Origin of the sequence: Herbidospora cretacea (assembly GCF_001570605.1) — a bacterium.
Lineage (GTDB): Bacteria > Actinomycetota > Actinomycetes > Streptosporangiales > Streptosporangiaceae > Herbidospora > Herbidospora cretacea.
Genome location: NZ_BBXG01000009.1, coordinates 1 through 15142, shown reverse-complemented (window position 1 = coordinate 15142; position 15142 = coordinate 1). Strand labels below are relative to the sequence as shown.

14 protein-coding genes and 1 tRNA gene are annotated in these 15142 nt (G+C 66.1%); 8 read left to right on the top strand and 7 right to left on the bottom strand.

Annotated features, from left to right (window positions below):
• Nucleotides 1-995: 995 nt before the first annotated feature.
• A complete protein-coding gene (locus AW270_RS19145; protein WP_061296218.1) occupies nucleotides 996-2009 on the bottom strand; it encodes a P-loop nucleotide/nucleoside kinase family protein in 1014 nt (337 codons plus the stop codon).
• Between the two features lie 277 nt (nucleotides 2010-2286).
• The gene (locus AW270_RS19140; RefSeq protein WP_061296216.1) at nucleotides 2287-2661 is read right to left on the bottom strand and encodes a GntR family transcriptional regulator; all 375 of its coding nucleotides are present in this window, start codon (nucleotides 2659-2661) and stop codon (nucleotides 2287-2289) included.
• A gap of 138 nt (nucleotides 2662-2799) precedes the next feature.
• Here AW270_RS19140 and AW270_RS19135 point away from each other — a divergent pair, with 138 nt between their 5' ends.
• From AW270_RS19135 to AW270_RS19105, 7 genes are all read left to right on the top strand, one after another.
• Nucleotides 2800-3129: an SCO3933 family regulatory protein gene (locus AW270_RS19135; RefSeq protein ID WP_061296214.1), complete on the top strand. Its 330-nt coding sequence runs from the start codon at nucleotides 2800-2802 to the stop codon at nucleotides 3127-3129.
• Complete coding sequence (locus AW270_RS42150; protein WP_369408996.1) at nucleotides 3122-4645, top strand: FtsK/SpoIIIE domain-containing protein; 1524 nt, start codon at nucleotides 3122-3124, stop codon at nucleotides 4643-4645. Before AW270_RS19135 ends, AW270_RS42150 begins: the two co-directional genes overlap by 8 nt.
• Nucleotides 4551-5024, top strand: a complete 474-nt coding sequence (locus AW270_RS19125; protein WP_369408999.1) for a DUF2637 domain-containing protein — start codon at nucleotides 4551-4553, stop codon at nucleotides 5022-5024. Before AW270_RS42150 ends, AW270_RS19125 begins: the two co-directional genes overlap by 95 nt.
• Nucleotides 5021-5311: a hypothetical protein gene (locus tag AW270_RS19120; RefSeq protein WP_061296209.1), complete on the top strand. Its 291-nt coding sequence runs from the start codon at nucleotides 5021-5023 to the stop codon at nucleotides 5309-5311. Before AW270_RS19125 ends, AW270_RS19120 begins: the two co-directional genes overlap by 4 nt.
• Nucleotides 5312-5600: 289 nt before the next feature.
• Nucleotides 5601-6956, top strand: a complete 1356-nt coding sequence (locus AW270_RS40595) for a replication initiator (RefSeq protein ID WP_061296206.1) — start codon at nucleotides 5601-5603, stop codon at nucleotides 6954-6956.
• A complete protein-coding gene (locus AW270_RS40590) occupies nucleotides 6953-7144 on the top strand; it encodes a helix-turn-helix transcriptional regulator (protein ID WP_061296204.1) in 192 nt (63 codons plus the stop codon). The genes AW270_RS40595 and AW270_RS40590 overlap by 4 nt, the downstream gene beginning before the upstream one ends.
• Nucleotides 7141-8511, top strand: a complete 1371-nt coding sequence (locus AW270_RS19105) for a tyrosine-type recombinase/integrase (RefSeq protein ID WP_061296202.1) — start codon at nucleotides 7141-7143, stop codon at nucleotides 8509-8511. The genes AW270_RS40590 and AW270_RS19105 overlap by 4 nt, the downstream gene beginning before the upstream one ends.
• 265 nt (nucleotides 8512-8776) lie before the next feature.
• On the opposite strand, the gene AW270_RS38870 is transcribed toward AW270_RS19105, so the two are convergent.
• The 5 genes from AW270_RS38870 to AW270_RS38865 all read right to left on the bottom strand — a co-directional run bounded on the left by AW270_RS38870 (nucleotide 8777) and on the right by AW270_RS38865 (nucleotide 13101).
• Nucleotides 8777-9019, bottom strand: a complete 243-nt coding sequence (locus AW270_RS38870; RefSeq protein WP_157522226.1) for a site-specific integrase — start codon at nucleotides 9017-9019, stop codon at nucleotides 8777-8779.
• Nucleotides 9020-9370: 351 nt separating this feature from the next.
• Nucleotides 9371-10066 (bottom strand): FHA domain-containing protein, encoded by a 696-nt coding sequence (locus tag AW270_RS19100; protein ID WP_061296199.1) that lies wholly within the window; start codon nucleotides 10064-10066, stop codon nucleotides 9371-9373.
• Complete coding sequence (locus AW270_RS19095) at nucleotides 10063-10629, bottom strand: FHA domain-containing protein (protein WP_061296197.1); 567 nt, start codon at nucleotides 10627-10629, stop codon at nucleotides 10063-10065. The genes AW270_RS19100 and AW270_RS19095 overlap by 4 nt, the downstream gene beginning before the upstream one ends.
• 75 nt (nucleotides 10630-10704) lie before the next feature.
• The gene (locus AW270_RS19090) at nucleotides 10705-12447 is read right to left on the bottom strand and encodes a protein kinase domain-containing protein (RefSeq protein ID WP_169807339.1); all 1743 of its coding nucleotides are present in this window, start codon (nucleotides 12445-12447) and stop codon (nucleotides 10705-10707) included.
• Nucleotides 12448-13017: 570 nt separating this feature from the next.
• Nucleotides 13018-13101, bottom strand: a tRNA-Ser gene (locus AW270_RS38865).
• A gap of 242 nt (nucleotides 13102-13343) precedes the next feature.
• On the opposite strand from AW270_RS38865, the gene AW270_RS19085 reads away from it, so the two are divergent.
• Nucleotides 13344-15142, top strand: a 1799-nt coding sequence (locus AW270_RS19085; protein ID WP_157522223.1) for a hypothetical protein, incomplete at its 3' end; no start/stop codon positions are given.

The following is a 15142-nucleotide window of genomic DNA, read 5'->3' as shown; positions in this document are numbered from 1 at the left end:
TGGTGGTGTCGGCCAGCTATCTGACACGGGTGCATGCGGCCGCCGAGGATGGCTCTGCATGACTCGATGGTTGGCCAGGTCGATTGGGGTTGGCAGTCCGGTTTGGCTTGCGATGAGGACAACTGTCCGATGCTGCGGTGAGGTCCGGCCGTCTTGTAGTACTGCAGGTAGAGGATGAGTAGCCGAAGCCGACTTCCCGGCGGCGCACGACAGGGACGCGCCCGTTACTGTGGGCCTCAAAGATTATTCCGCCTTGCCCGGTAACTCGGACACTTTAGCGTAGGATACAAGGTAGAGAGCACGCGATCGCGTTTCAGTAAAGCCGGACAGGGTAGCTGATGGTTGCTCGGTGGTTGCTCATGGGCTTCGATACGGGACAACATTGTGCATCATCGTCGGGCATTTTGGCGGCGGCAAACCCGGACCGGATGATAGAAATAGATAGCCTACGGAACTAAATGGCACTAAGAAATTCGTCTTTTAATCCGAAGGTTCATAACTCGATTCCACTTCCGGCCCGGACCGTAGTCAACGCCCCTTTAGGGCGGTTTTGCTCGTCGTTCCTTGTCTATGCAGAGGGACGACCTCTGAACGCACGATGCTGTCACGGGGTCAGACCGAAGGGACTCTCCAATGACGCGGTCCCGATGCGGTCGGCGCGTGGGCGGCGCGGGCCGCGACCGGCCGAAGAGCCGCAGCGCGGCCCGCGGCCGCCCGACGCGCGCCGGACCGCCGCAGGCGGGCCGGCTTGATTACGTAGAGAAAGTTCTCATCCAGCAGCCTGGGCGTCCGTGGTTCGATAGGGCCATGAGCGAGGACAGACGTAGGTAGGAGTTGCTCGGATGGCCGGCCAGGCGAAGCCGTAACGGAAACGATCGTGACCAGAGGCGGCGGAGAACAGTCGATAGGGCGGGACGGCTTACCAGGGCCACATCGCTCATGCGACCTTCATCGAACCGCATCAGCGGCGTTGGGGCAGTTGCAGCAGAGATCGCTCACGTGAGGATCTGCTTGAGCGCCTCACGGGTCTGATCAGCGAGGCTGATGGCGGCGAAGAGGGTGTTGTCGAGCGTGAGGTGCGCGCCAGGACTGTTGTTGAGCTTGAGCGCAGCGGTGTAGCTGTCCCAGTTGGTCAGTTTCCAGGCATCGCGTGGGGCTGCTCGGTGTTCGATGTACTCGCGCATCGTGTCGGGGTCGCAGGTCACCCATGCTGCCGCGACGTCGACGCCCTTGGCGGCGCAGCGGTTGGTCAGCCGGGATAGCCACGCGTCGTCGTGGAGTTCGGCGACGAGGTTGGCCGACAGGACGGTTGAGGTCCCGACTGCGATGTTGTCGAAGGCCGCGTCCATGAGGCATCGGTATTCCAGGGGGCGCACCTCGGTGAGGTAGAGGTCGCTGTGCCGGTCGTGGGGGTCGCCCCCGAGGGTGGTCAGCAGACGTTCGGTGAGCGCGCGAGTCAGTGTGTCCTTGTCGAGCAGCGCCCAGCCGGTGACATCGGCCAGGAATCGTGCGAACTCTGTCCTGCCGGAGCCGGAGTGTCCGCCGATCAGGATGAGGATCGGCCGCGGACTGGGACAGCGGTGCCACGCGTCGACAACCCGTTGACGGAGCATGTCCAGCTCATGGCCGGGTGGGGAGAGCCGGGCGGAGAGCTGGACCAAGGTCTGTTCGATGACAGAGGCGGTCTGGGCGTCGATGGCAGGGTCCGTGGAGCGGGGAAGGACAGAGATCGGGCTCTGGTGCCGTTCACCTGGGAGTGGGCGCCGGAATCCCAGCACTGATTCGGTTGCCTGGTACATGAGGCAGTAGGCCCGGCGATATGCGGGGCTGGGATATACGGCGCCGCTCTCATGTGACCAGAGCGTCTGGAAGTTCGCGGCTAACGTGCCGAGTTCGTTCCTTTCAGCGACTTCGCGGAGTTTTTCTCCAGCCGCTTCGAGGCTGAGGCCGTGGGCTTCACGGTGTTCGCGCAGCCGCGCGGGGGTCCAGCCTGGCCGGTTTGCCTTCATTGCATCCTTATGGGTCACGAGGAGGGTCGCGCCTGGTGTCGCGCACCTAGTGACGTGTACTTAGAACGAGTGAAGACCCTGTGTAATCGGTGCGCAACTACCAGTGAAAGAGTTTAGCTAAACGCGCGTGATACCCGAATGCGGTCGGCACTGATGAACTTCCTGTGCGCCACCGAGATGCCGGTTCGAGAGTTGAGGGCACAGGAAATGGACGACAATGAGGTCATTCAGGAACTACAGGCAATACGGTCAGATCTCGACGGGCTTCTCTGCCGGATCAGTCGGATCCTTTCCGCTCTGACAAAACGATCTTCTCAAGATCCGCAACCCGCTGCCCGAGGTCCTGGACCGCCTCGCGCATCATGACGAGCTGCCGCAGGAGCTCGGACTCCCCATCCGAAGACGCCTCGGACGGCGCGGCCGGCAGTTGCTCCCGGACGAACACGCCCTTGCCCTGCTGACCGATGATCAGCTTCTCCGTGCGAAGTACGGAGATGGCCGATTTCACGACGCTCGCCGAGACGTCGTAACGGGCGCCGAGTTCCGCCGTCGAGGGCAGCGCGGCACCGGGTGCCAGCTTGCCTGACTGGATCTGGCTCCGGAGGTCGTCGGCGATCTGGAGATAGCCCGGACGCCCGGTCTTCTCGACCATGGCCTGCCCTTCATGAGGTGATCCCCTCAGTCCAGCACAGCGCGACCGGCCTGCCAACCAGGCCGCCAAAGAATCCCTTGACAACTTAGAATACCAAGCGTTCTATGTGTTCTAAGAAAATCTCAGAGGAGGAAGCACATGCGCACCATCCCGATCCCGGTCGACCCGACCCGCCTCACGCTCACCTGCGTGAAGAACCCCAAGCCCCGCCTTCTGAACCGCGAGACCGGCGAGATCAAGCTCGACAAGACCGGCCAGGTCGTCTACGAGGTCACCGTCTCGGTGGAAGACGACGCCGGGCGGCTTGAGCTGATGAAGATCGGCATCAGCGGTGAACCGCCCGTGGTCGCCGGCCAGCAGATCAACCCGGTCGGCCTGGTCGGCTACCTGTGGGACTTCGATGGCCGGTGGGGGATCTCCTACCGCGCCGCCGCGCTCCTCCCCGTCGGGGAGGACGTGCGTGTCTGACGAGCTGCACGTCGCGCTCATCGCCCTGGCTGCTTCGGCGGCCGGGCTTTGGGCCTGGCGTCACTTCTACACCGCCTCGTTCTGGCTCGTGATCGGCTACCTGCTGACCTCGATCCGGGTACGACTGACCTGGCGGAAGATCGCCCTGGGCTGCGGCCTGACCAAGAGACGCCAGCGGCCCCGGTTCCTGCGAGTGCCGCGCCTGGTGCTGGAGACGGGCACGGTTCAGGTGAATCGCCGCTGGCGTCGGGTGGGCTTGGACGCCAAGCCGTGGATGTGGTGGCCGATGCCCACCCGGCACGGCTGGCGGGTCACCATCCGCACCCTCGAAGGGCAGGTCCCGCAGGACTACAGCAAGGTCGCCGAACGGCTGGCCCACTCCTGGCGCGTGCACGGCGTCCGGGTCAGCTCACCCCGGCCGGGCCGGGTTGTCCTGTCGGTCACGATCCGCGATCCGCTGGTGAACGTCGCCGCCCCGGCGGACCCCGCCGAACTGCTCCAGGTCACGGTCGGCTGCCTGGAGACCGGCCGTCCCTGGGTCATCGACTTTAAGACGGTGCCGCACTGGATGGTCGCCGGGGCGACCCAGTCCGGAAAGTCGAACCTGGCCAACGCCCTCATCGTCGGGCTGGCTCCGCAACCGGTCGCCCTGGTCGGCTTCGACCTCAAGGGCGGCGTCGAGTTCGCCCCGTACAGCCCGCGGTTGTCCGCCCTGGCCACGTCTCGGCCGGAGTGCCTCAGCCTGCTCACCGAGGTCGGCACCTTGATGCAGCGCCGGATGGACATGTGCCGCGCGGCCGGGGCGCGCAACATCTGGCAGTTACACCCCGACCTGCAGCCGCTCCCGGTCGTCATCCTCATCGACGAGCTGGCCGAGCTCTACCTCATGGCCGACAAGAGCGAGAAGGACGAGGTCGCCGCGATCTCCACCGCGCTCCTGCGCGTGGCTCAGCTCGGCCGGGCGTTTGGCATCTACCTCGTGTGCTGCGGCCAGCGCATCGGCTCCGACCTCGGCACGGGCGTCACCGCCCTTCGCGCCCAGTGTTCAGGACGGGTCTGCCACCGCGTCAACGACCCCGAGACGGCCGTCATGGCGCTGGGCGACCTCGACCCGGCCGCGCTCGACTCGGCCCGCATGATTCCCGCCGCCAGCCCTGGCGTCGCCATCGCCGCGCACGAGAACGGCCAGTGGTACCGGTCCCGCTCCTCACTCGTCGCCAACGAGACCGCGGAAGAAGCGACCCAGCGATGGGCGCACATGGCTCCGAGCTGGGGTGCGGTTCTGGCCGGCGCGCGCATCCCGGATCTGATGGCTCGATCTCGGAAGGAGGAAATCGGTGTCCCGCGTCGTTCGCTGGCTGCTCGACTCCGGGCCGGTCGTCGTCCTCGCGCTCATAGCGGGCGCCGGGTCGTTCAGTCACATCCGCCGAACGGCCCTGGAGAACGGCCAGACCGGCTGGATGGCGTGGGCCATCGCGATCTGCATCGACCTGACGTGCGTCATGGCCGCCCGTGAACGCCAACGGGACAAGCGGACCGGCCGAACCACGACCGGCCGGGTGTCCTGGCCTGTCGTGGTCATGACCGGCGGGATCACCCTGTCACTGGCCGCCAATCTGCACCAGGCTTACCCGACTGTCTGGGGCTGGCTCACCGCAGCGACACCAGCCGTCGCCTTCCTCATCGCGATCTCCATGCTCGAACGCCGCGCCTCCGGCACGGCCGAACCCGCTCCTGGCCCGTCTACCGCGCTCGTCGCCTACGCACAGCGACTGGCCGACGAACACCGCGCCAAGCACGGCGAGGCCATCAGCCCCACGACGCTCCAAGCCCGGCTGGGTGTCTCCGCCCAGCTCGCAACCGACCTGTTCCGCACGCTGAAGGGAACCAGATGATCAACGACCAGCGCACCGAGATGATCGCCGGCCTGCGCGCCCTGGCCGACTTCATGGAGGCCCGCCCCGCCATACCGGTGCTGGCCGACGTCACGGTCTACACCTTCGCGACCCGGGCGGCCGACGAGGTGATGAAGGCGGAGATCGACGACTACGCCGCGCAGTTCGAAACGCCCATCACCTTCGAGCGGGGCCACTACGCCACCAGCCGGAACTTCGGTCCCGTCGAGTGGAGGGCGGTGGCGATCTGCAGCACCGCCGCGCCGTACCGGACTCAGGAGTCCTAGACCATGCCCATCAAGATCTGCCATGCGCCGGAGACCCGGTGCCGCCCCTACCGGGTGTACCTGAAGCTCATCCCCCGGGACCACAAGAACAAGCCGTGACCGGCTGTCTCTGCTGCGCCTGCAACGGGACCGGCGTCAACGGGGACGGCGAAAGCTGTCCCCACTGCCGCGGCACCGGATTCGACCTCGGCGCGTAAGCACAACGCCCCCCGCCTGGCCACACATCCACCAAGATCCGCGCCAGGCCGGGGGCCATCCACCCAGCAACACTGGAGAGGACGGCCCCATCTTGCCTCAGAACACCAACGCGCACCTGATAGCCGGGATTATCGCCCGGCTGGACGACCCCAGCTTCGATCGCTGGGCCTCCCAGATCCGTGGCACCGGCGGCTGCCGCCAGCCCATCCGGCTGCGCGGCCACGTCGAGCACATCGACCAGGCCACCGGCGGCGTCCTGCACCGCTACACCACGCGTACCGAACTCGGTGGCGTGCTGAACGTCCCCTGCAAGACCCGCCGCGCCACCCGTTGCCCCGCCTGCGCGGAGATCTATCGCGCCGACACCTACCAGTTGGTGCGCGCCGGCCTGGTCGGCGGCAAAGGCGTACCGGCCTCGGTCATCACCCACCCGAGCTTGCTCGTCACGCTGACCGCGCCGTCCTTCGGCATCGTCCACAACCGGGGCGCGAAGAAGACGAAGACACCGCGCTGCCGCGTCCGTCGAGCGGCACCAAACTGCACTCACGGGGTCAAGATGACGTGCCCGGCCAAGCATTCCGTTAACGACACGCGGCTCGGCGAGCCCTTCTGCTTCGACTGCTACGGCTACACCGAGGCCGTGCTGTTCAACGCGCTGGCCCCCGAGCTCTGGCGCCGGTTCACGGAAGCGCTGCGCCGTCGCGTCGCCAAGCTGTCGGGCCTCTCGAACAAGGAACTGCGCCAGGTCCTCACGATCTCCTTCGCCAAAGTCGCCGAGTATCAGCACCGGGGCGTAGTGCACTTTCACGCCGTCGTCCGCCCCGACGGAACGGATGGACCCGCCTCGCCGCCTCCGGCTTGGGCCACAGTCGCGCTGCTCACGGACGCCATCCACCACGCGGCCGGTGTCGTCTCGGTGACCGTCCCTGCCATCGACGATTTGCCCGAGCGAACTCTGACCTGGGGTAAGCAGCTCGACATCCGCCCCATCACGCTGACCGGCGACCTCACCGACCAGGCCGTGGCGGGCTACATCGCCAAGTACGCCACCAAATCCGCCGAGAGCACTGGCACCCTCGACCGGCGCATCCAGCCGCTGGAGAACCTCGCCGCCTTGCCCATCTCGGAGCACGCCCGCCGCCACATCGCCGAATGCTTCCGCCTGGCCACCCTCGACGACCTGGCCGACCTGAAGCTCGACCGCTGGGCCCACATGCTCGGTTTCCGCGGCCACTTCTCCACCAAGAGCCGCCGCTACTCCACCACCCTCGGCGCGCTGCGGGCCGCCCGCGAGGAACACCGACGCGGCGAGGCCATCACCACCGGCCGGCTCCCCCTCTTCCCGGAAGACGCCGTCGCCGTCATCGGCGACTGGTCATATGCCGGGAAGGGGCTCAGCCTGGCCGAGCAGGCTCTCACCCGAGCCATCGTCGGCGGTGCCCTGTGAGCCGCCACGACGAGCTCCTCACGGTGCCGCAGATCCTCGACGCGCTCGGCGGAGTCTCCCGCCGGACGTTCTACCGCTGGCGAGAGACCGGGCAGGCCCCGCGCGGCCTCAAGCTGCCCAACGGCGAGATCCGCGTCTACCGCAGCGAACTCGCCACCTGGCTGGACTCCCTGCGGGAGGTCTCGTGAACCTCTCCTATGAGGTCCGCTTCTGGGACATCACGCGGCACGAAACCAAGAACGGCCCCTCGTACAGAGTCCGGAGAAAGGTCGGTGGTCAGGTCAAGTCGACCAGCTTCAAGACCAAGGCTCTGGCGGAAAGCTTCCTGTCCGACCTGAGGCAGGCTGCCAAGCGCGGCGAGGCGTTCGACGTCGAAACGGGCCTTCCGGTCTCGATGCTGAAGGTGGAGAAGCAGAAGACCTTCTACGATTTCGCCCTCGCGTACGTCGACATGAAATGGCCTCACGCTGCCGCGAAGACGCGGGACAGCATGACGGATGCGCTGGCGACAGTGATCCCCGCCCTCGTCAAAGTAGACGCGACGGACAACCCGGAAACCGCCGTTCTCCGGAGCGCCTTGCGGCAGTACGCACTCCCGCCTGCTGCCAGAACCGAATCGCGCCCGCCAGAGATCAAGTCGGCGATTGACTGGCTGGAGAAGCATTCACTCCCCATGGACGAATTGGCCAAGCCCCGGGTCACTCGCCTGGGTTTGGACGCCATCACCCTTCGGCTGGACGGAACCGCCGCCGGAGCGACGACCATCGCCCGCAAGCGATCTGTCTTCTACAACCTCCTGCAGTACGCCGTAGAGCTCGAAATCCTGGCATCCAACCCGGTTGACAGGGTTAAGGCGTGGAAGCCACCCAAAGTCCGTGAGGTCGTCGACCGCCGCGTCGTCGTGAACCCCACCCAGGCGAAGGAACTTCTAACGGCGGTCACCTACGTCGGCCTCGTCAAGCGCGGGCGCCATTTGAAAGGGTTCTTCGCCTGCCTCTACTACGCGGGCCTACGTCCGGCCGAAGCGCTGGCCTTGCGGAAGGTGGACTGCAACCTTCCGGAGGAGGGCTGGGGCCTTCTGATCGTCGCCAAGTCCAAGCCGCAGTCCAACAAGCGCTGGACGGACAGCGGGGAAGGTCACGATGACCGAGGGCTCAAGCACCGAGCTAAGAACGAAGGCCGCCCGGTTCCCATCCCTCCGGAGCTCGTGACGATCCTGCACGAGCACATCGACGAGTTCGGCACCAACCACGACGGCCGCCTCTTCCGGACCCTCACCGGCGGGATCATCTCGATCGGCACCTACTGCGAAGCGTGGAAGGCGGCCCGAGCCCTCGCCTTGAGCCCGGAACAGGTCGCCTCACCTTTGGCCGGGCGCCCCTACGACCTCCGCCACGCTGCGGTGAGCCTCTGGCTCAACGCCGGTGTGGCACCGCCCGACGTCGCCGAACGGGCTGGACACGGAGTCGACGTCCTGCTCAAGGTGTACGCGAAGTGCGTCGACGGCGGCGCCGAATCCGCCAACCGCCGGATCGGTGCCGCGCTGGCAGGCTGACCGCCGGCAAAGCTCCACCTAGCCCTCGGCCACATCGGCCGGGGGCTTTTTCGTGTGATCACCATCAAGCCGCGTTCCGGGAGTGTTCCTGCGCAGATGTCCCGGCTCAGTGAATTTGGCACGGCTCAGTGGAAGTGGCACCAAATAACCGCGAAGCGCCTCGATCAAACGGGGACGTGACCCAGTTGGGGCTACTTCCCGGGCTGGCGGTCAATGAGATGGCGCCTCATAGGTGCGAGGCTTTGGCCTGACGCTGGTGCGCTGGTCAGAGGCCGACGTTGCGCATCGCGTTGTCACGCCAGCAGTCCACCGCACGGATATAGCTGAGGATGACCGGGGAGTTGGGTGCCCAGCGGCCGTGTACGGCGATGACCAAAACGGGGACGCCTGCAGCATAGGCGACGGTCGCACCGCCAGCGCAGGCTGTGGGCAGTACGGTGTCGGCGTTAGCAATGTCGGCACGGATGGCCAGCTCGCCGACGATGACGTTGACCGATTCGCCGGTCAATGAGGGACCGGTAGTGCCGTGCCGGTCGACGCGGCGTAGCAGCCGCCCTCTATTGTCCTTCCATCCGTCGCTGTGAATTCGCCGTGTTCGGCCAGGTCCAGGGCGTACAGCTAATCCCGCCAGGCGGCGACCGGATCGGCGGGCAGCGCCGCGCACCCACTGCGATGGCTGGCTCCAGGATCAACCGCGCCCGGGTAAGGAACGCAAAGCCACCGGGCTAAGAAACCCGGACACCCGACCCGGCCGAGCCTTCCCCCGGCCCCCCGTACTACTGACACCGGCGCGCTCTACAAGCGGTTGAAGGACATGCCCCCGCGAGGCCTCCGAACCGTCAGCTCGGCGGGGTGAAGGTCACGCGGGTGGGAGCAGGCTCAGGTCGGCCGGGCTGATCAACCTCATGGCCAGGCTCCACTCACACAGAGCCCGGCGCGCGTCGACGGAGTCGAGCCCCGTCACCCCGGCGTCGGTCAACTGGCCCCGAATCTGCTCGATGCGCTTCCTCAGCTGGGTGCCTTTGATCCCCAGCAGTGCCGCCGCGTCTTCGTAGCCGAGGGGACGGGGGTCGTAGTCGGGATGCGGCCGGAGATAACCGCTGGCCAAAGCCACGAGAGCGGCCCGGCGGTTCTCAGTCAGCGTCGGCACGTGGGAGATCGTCGAGCGGGGATCGGCCGACTTCCGCGAGGCCGTGTCGGTGTGTTGGGTCCCGACGGGCTCCACGACCAGTTCATGAGTCCAGAGCTCGCCCGCCACCAGCACGGTGATCCGCCGGCCCCCGATCGCCTGCCTGCTCAGCGGCCAGCCTTCGGCGTTGACCGGGAGCGGAAGGGCGAGCCGGGTCTCGTCCACGACGTGCAACGCCCGCTTGGCACTGTGGTTGACGACCCACCAGGTGCCCGCCTGGTGCTCGATGGATCCCGCGACCCGGCTGATGCCGCGATCGGCCGGGTCGAGGCAGACGTCGCAGCCCCGGTCACGGCCGAAGGTGAGACTGCGGTCGCAGGGCAGGTGGATCAGCCGCCCGGCCGCTCTGACCCGTACCTCTGTCATGCCCGCAACGCCCTCTCGGCCTCGCTGACCAGCCGGAGGGCCGACGCCACCCGCTGGGCGGGCAAGGTGCCGTCAGCGTGGGCGATGGCGTTGCGCATGTTCCGCACCTCGGCCAGCCGTCTTCTGGGCACCCCGGTGTCTCGGGCCAGCCGGTCGAGGTAGTCGTCGCCTGGGGCGTGGGCACGCAGCCGCTCCCAGCGGGCCAGCAGCCAGAGGCAGCTGTCGGCGTCGGCCGGAAGAGCCGTCTCGCCGGGCTTGGGCACGACAGCGGTCAGCAGCGTCCGGCCGAGCCGCAGGATGTCCCCATCGCGAAGGAGCCGCACAACGATGCGCTGCCCGTTGACCCAGGTTCCGTTGGTGCTGCCCAGGTCCTCGATCTGGAGGCCGTGCGGCGTGTGGATCACCCGCGCGTGGCGGGCGGACACGAGCGGGTCGGGCAGACGGCCCGGGTCGGCGGCGGTGCGGCCGAGAACGAGCCCGTCGGCGGTGACGGCCATCAGGTGACCGTCACCACGCCGCAGACCACAGGTGACGGTGGACGCTTCGGTGATCGTGCCGGACAACGGCGCTCCTTCGGTTGGAGGGGATGTCCTCATCTCAGCGGTCATGGCCGCCTGCCGGTAGGGAAGCGCTTCCCATCAGGGCTTCTTGAGAAGGCGCGCGTCACCCCAGAGCTGCGCCGCCGGGTCATCGTCGTCGTTGCAGTCGGATCTGAGGATCAGCCGTTGCGCTCCGGTGAGCGGAACGACGATGTCCATGCTCTGGCCGTAGGCCACGACGACCGCCTTCCGGATGACTCCGTCGACGATGACTTGGAATTTGGCGCTGACGTCCTTGCCGGCGGAACCGATCCCGATGGTCGCGCGGAACTCCACATAGGCCTGGTTGAGGTCATATTCGGTTGAGTTCCGCCATTCGGTTCCCAAGGTCATCCAGTCCTGGATGGTGCAGGAACCGAACACGGCACTCTGCGGGAATGACTTGTCACCGATATATGCGGTTGTATAAACCGGACTGTCACCATCGATGGGATTGATCGCGCTGAGGTAGTTCACGATCGGGCGTTGCGCTGTGGTCAGGCGAACCACTGTCGGCAGTTTTCTGCCGGCTTTCGGAAGCTGGCCGATGACGGCCTCGTCCTCGGCCGCCTCGTCCCACTTGCGGACCAGAGTGACCTTGATTCCCATCTCGCGGAGGAAGGCCGCGGACTCCTCCGCCGGCTGGCCGACGAGGTCCGGCATCTCGGTGGGAGCCGCCACCGGCACGGGTGACGGCTTCGGGCTCAGGCTCGGGGTCGCCGTCGGGGTCGCGCTGGGAGCTGGGTCTTTCGTGGTCGCCGCGGCCGGTTGTCCGCCCGCGCCCTGATCGCCAAGTCCGGACAGGTACAGCGTGAGGGCGCCCAGGAGCAGCGCCGCCGCCATCGCCCCGACGACCCACCACTCGCGACGGCGCGGGTCGAGTGAACGCGCCGGTGGGCGGGGTGGTGGCAGGGCGGCGTCGGCCAGGCCCGAGGTGGTTGTGCTGTGGAGCCGGAGGCGGCGGATCCATTCGTCAGGCGAAGGACGTGCGTCCGGATTCGGGTCGAACATGCGCATGAGATGGTCGAGGTGCGCGGGCACCGCCGTCACCAGGGGGACGCGGGAGAGGCGGTCCCGGATCTCCGCGTAGTCCTCGGGCGGATGTTCTCCGGTGAGGACGAAGAAGGTCAGCGCGCCGAAGCTGTAGCGGTCGGAGGCGGGCGCGTACCGTCCTTCGCGCAGGACCTCCGGCGCCCAGTAGCCGCGTGTGCCCTCCGCCACCTGATTGGTCTGCTGCGCGACGCGTACCAGGCCGAAATCGACGAGGACGGCCTGCCCGTTCGTGTCGATGATGATGTTGGATGGCGTCAGGTCGGCGTGGATGACCGGCCGGCGGGACGGCGTCGCGTCGCCCCGGTGCAGCCAGGCCAGCACGTCGGCCACCTGCATGAGGTGCCGGAGCCCTTGGAAGAACGTTTCAGGCTGCTGGTGCAGGGCGCGCCATTCGGCGAGAGGCCTGCCCTCCACCCAATTCATCACCAGGTAGAGCTGCTGCCGGTCGCCCGGCGCGGCCGTACCGGGCCGATGCATGGCGGCCCCCTGGAACTGCTGATGGACTCCGACCACGGAGGGATGCTGGATCAGTCGCAGCAGTTCCACCTGGTCATCCCACCGGCGCCGCCAGACGTCCACCTGCTTGTCGTGGTTGAGGATTTTGACCGCGACCGGTTCCCACTCGCCGGACACGGACGTCATCGCGTGCCACAACACCGCCTCGCCCCCGCTACCGACCTGGGAAATCAGCCGGTATTTGTCGGGCTCCTGCGGTGGACCCACATAGAACGCTCTATCAGTGATAGTCATGGACATTTCCCTTGGGATGTATCAGACCAGCTGTACAGCTTCTCCGATACCGCCCGCACATTTCAGCACTTTACCGATAAACCCCCACTTGGGATGTTTGTCATTAGCGGTCCGAATTTCCCGACCAGTCGGCGGCCGAAAACGACCGTGCGGCCGTTCCGGATGTGCCGGCTCAGTGAAAGTGGCACCGGCTCACTCAATGCGGCACGACGGCTGAGAGGAGGTGGCGCTGGCGCCGCTAAGGCGGGTGAGACCGTGCTCTTGTCGCTGAACCTTAGGCCTGAGGTTCTACGGGGGCCAGGTTCACTGAGCCATTGGAACCTGTCGGCTCAGTGAACCTGGCACGTGTCCAGCTCACAGCACCACGGCCGTGCCACCTTCACTGAGCCGGGACAGCAGACGGCTCGGATTCACCCCCGGACGGGAAAACACCACCAAGATCATGCCGCGTATAGGTCGCGATCAACGACATAGAGCCGCATCAGGCAGCACACAGCTGCACATCAAGGAAATGATCACCAGGCACCCGACACCCATAAGGCCAGGTCAGACCACGTTTTCCAAGCAAAGCGGAGAGCGTGGGATTCGAACCCACGAGGAACGTCACCGCCCCTAGCGGTTTTCAAGACCACCACTGCACTCAACAGGAGATCCGGCCTGGCCTGGGGATTCGTCATCCTTATCACCACCTCGATGGCTGATCATCGCGTGGATATCGCGTTGGGTCGCTGCGCTTCGAGTAGGCAACTCGGGGACGCTGTGGAACTGTATTGCCCTGGCCATGTGCACTGATTCGGTTAGACCAATTCTTGCTTACAGTGACCGGTTGATAACAGTTGTGTGGCCCTAGTGGTGTCGTTGCATGCCACATCGCGAGTTGCGTTGAGCATGGTGGCATGCGTAGACCTCGACGTCCTCGGCGCGGCTGGCTGCTGCTGATGCTGGCTGGTGTTGGCGGCACGGCGGGTGCTGCCGTGGCTGGGGTCCTCGCGGCCGATACCGCCGCAGCGGGCGTGGTGGGGGTGGCTACCGCAGTGGTGAGCGCCGTCGCCGGCCTTGCTCTGGACCGCGCCTGGGAGAAGCGGGAAACTCTGCAGGTTCAGAAGAGCGAGGCGGAGTCCACGGAGGAGAACAAACGCGCTGAGTTGCTAGGCACACGGGAACTGCCTGCCTCAGACGAGAGTCTTACAGGGTTGCTGCGGCCGGAACGTGGGGTGGTGCCCTTTTTGGGTCGGCGGAGGGAACTGGATGGGCTAAGGGCGTGGCGTGAGGCTGACGGTGGGTGCCCAGTTCGGCTGCTGACCGGTTCTGGGGGGGTGGGCAAGACCCGGTTGGCTTTGGAGTTTTCCGAAGACAGTCGGGCAGCATCGTGGAAAACGGTCTTGGTGGCTTCAGGCCGGGAGCGGGCCGCGTTGGCGGCAACGGTGGACGTGGGGGAACCAACGCTGCTGGTGGTGGATTACGCCGAGACCCTCGCCGAACTGGAGTCGTTGCTCGCGGATATGGCCGCGCTGATCGCGGATGATGCCGCAGGTGAGGTACGGGTCCTGCTGGTGGCTCGGCAGGCCGGGGAATGGTGGAATCTGCTCGGTAAGAAGTCATCCGTGGCGGTCCGGGATTTGGTGGCCGCCACGACCGTGATGGATCTTGCCCCGGAATTGGATCCTAACCAAGATCCGGTGCAAGTAGCCGCTGACGCCGTGCCCCGTTTCGCGCGGCTCCTTCAGATCGACCCGCCGCAGGTGTCGTTCACAGTGATAGAAGGTTCTTCACCCGAAGTACTAGTTCTGCATGCCGCTGCGCTCGTGGCAGTGCTCGACAGCCGGGCGAGTATCACCAAAGCCCCGGGGGTTCGGGCGGTCATTGATCTTGGCGTGCTGTCGTCATTGCTGGCTCACGAAGGAAAGTTGTGGGCCGCCAGCGCCGAGCGGGCCAAGCTGGAATTAGCGCTGACCACAATTGAGCACCTTGTGGCAGTCGTAGCGTTGCTTGGCGGTCCTGACGAGGAAGTGGTGAGCCAAACGCTTAGGCGTGTTCCGGATTTGGCTGATGCCAATCTGGAGCGCCTCGGGCGTGTTGGACGCTGGCTGCGGGAGCTTTATCCAGGGCGGGCGGGGATGTGGCTGGAACCGGTGCGGCCGGACCTGCTGGCAGAACACCATTGCGCCACTCAGCTTGCAGATTCGGCGCTACTCCGCCGCGCGTGTTCTACCGATCTGGAACCGCGCCAGGCAGCGAACGCATTGACGGTCTTGGCTCGTGCGACCACCCATCATGATCAGGCTGAAGAAATCATCTCAGAGATGCTCGCCGCTGATTTGGACAACCTCGCGCTCCCGGCGATTGCTGTGGCACTCCAAACGGGGATCATCGTAGGCGACCTGCTGGCCACTGCGCTGGATCACGCTCCGTCGTCTCTGGACAAGCTCCAAGAGATCGATGCAGCAATCCCCTATCCGACTGTGGCCTTGGCCGCCGCTGATGCCGTTGTTTCTCGCAGGATCTACAAGATGTTGCCCGGTGACGCCCCTCCCGAGGACCGGGCACGCAGGCAAGGAAACTTGGCAGTATCTCTTGCTCAACTGGGCGACCGGGAGCAGGCATTGGAGGCAGCTGATGAGGCTACTGGCATCTACCGGGTCCTAGCCGAGGCACGCCCCGACGCCTTCCTCCCCGACCTCGCCGGCTCACTGAG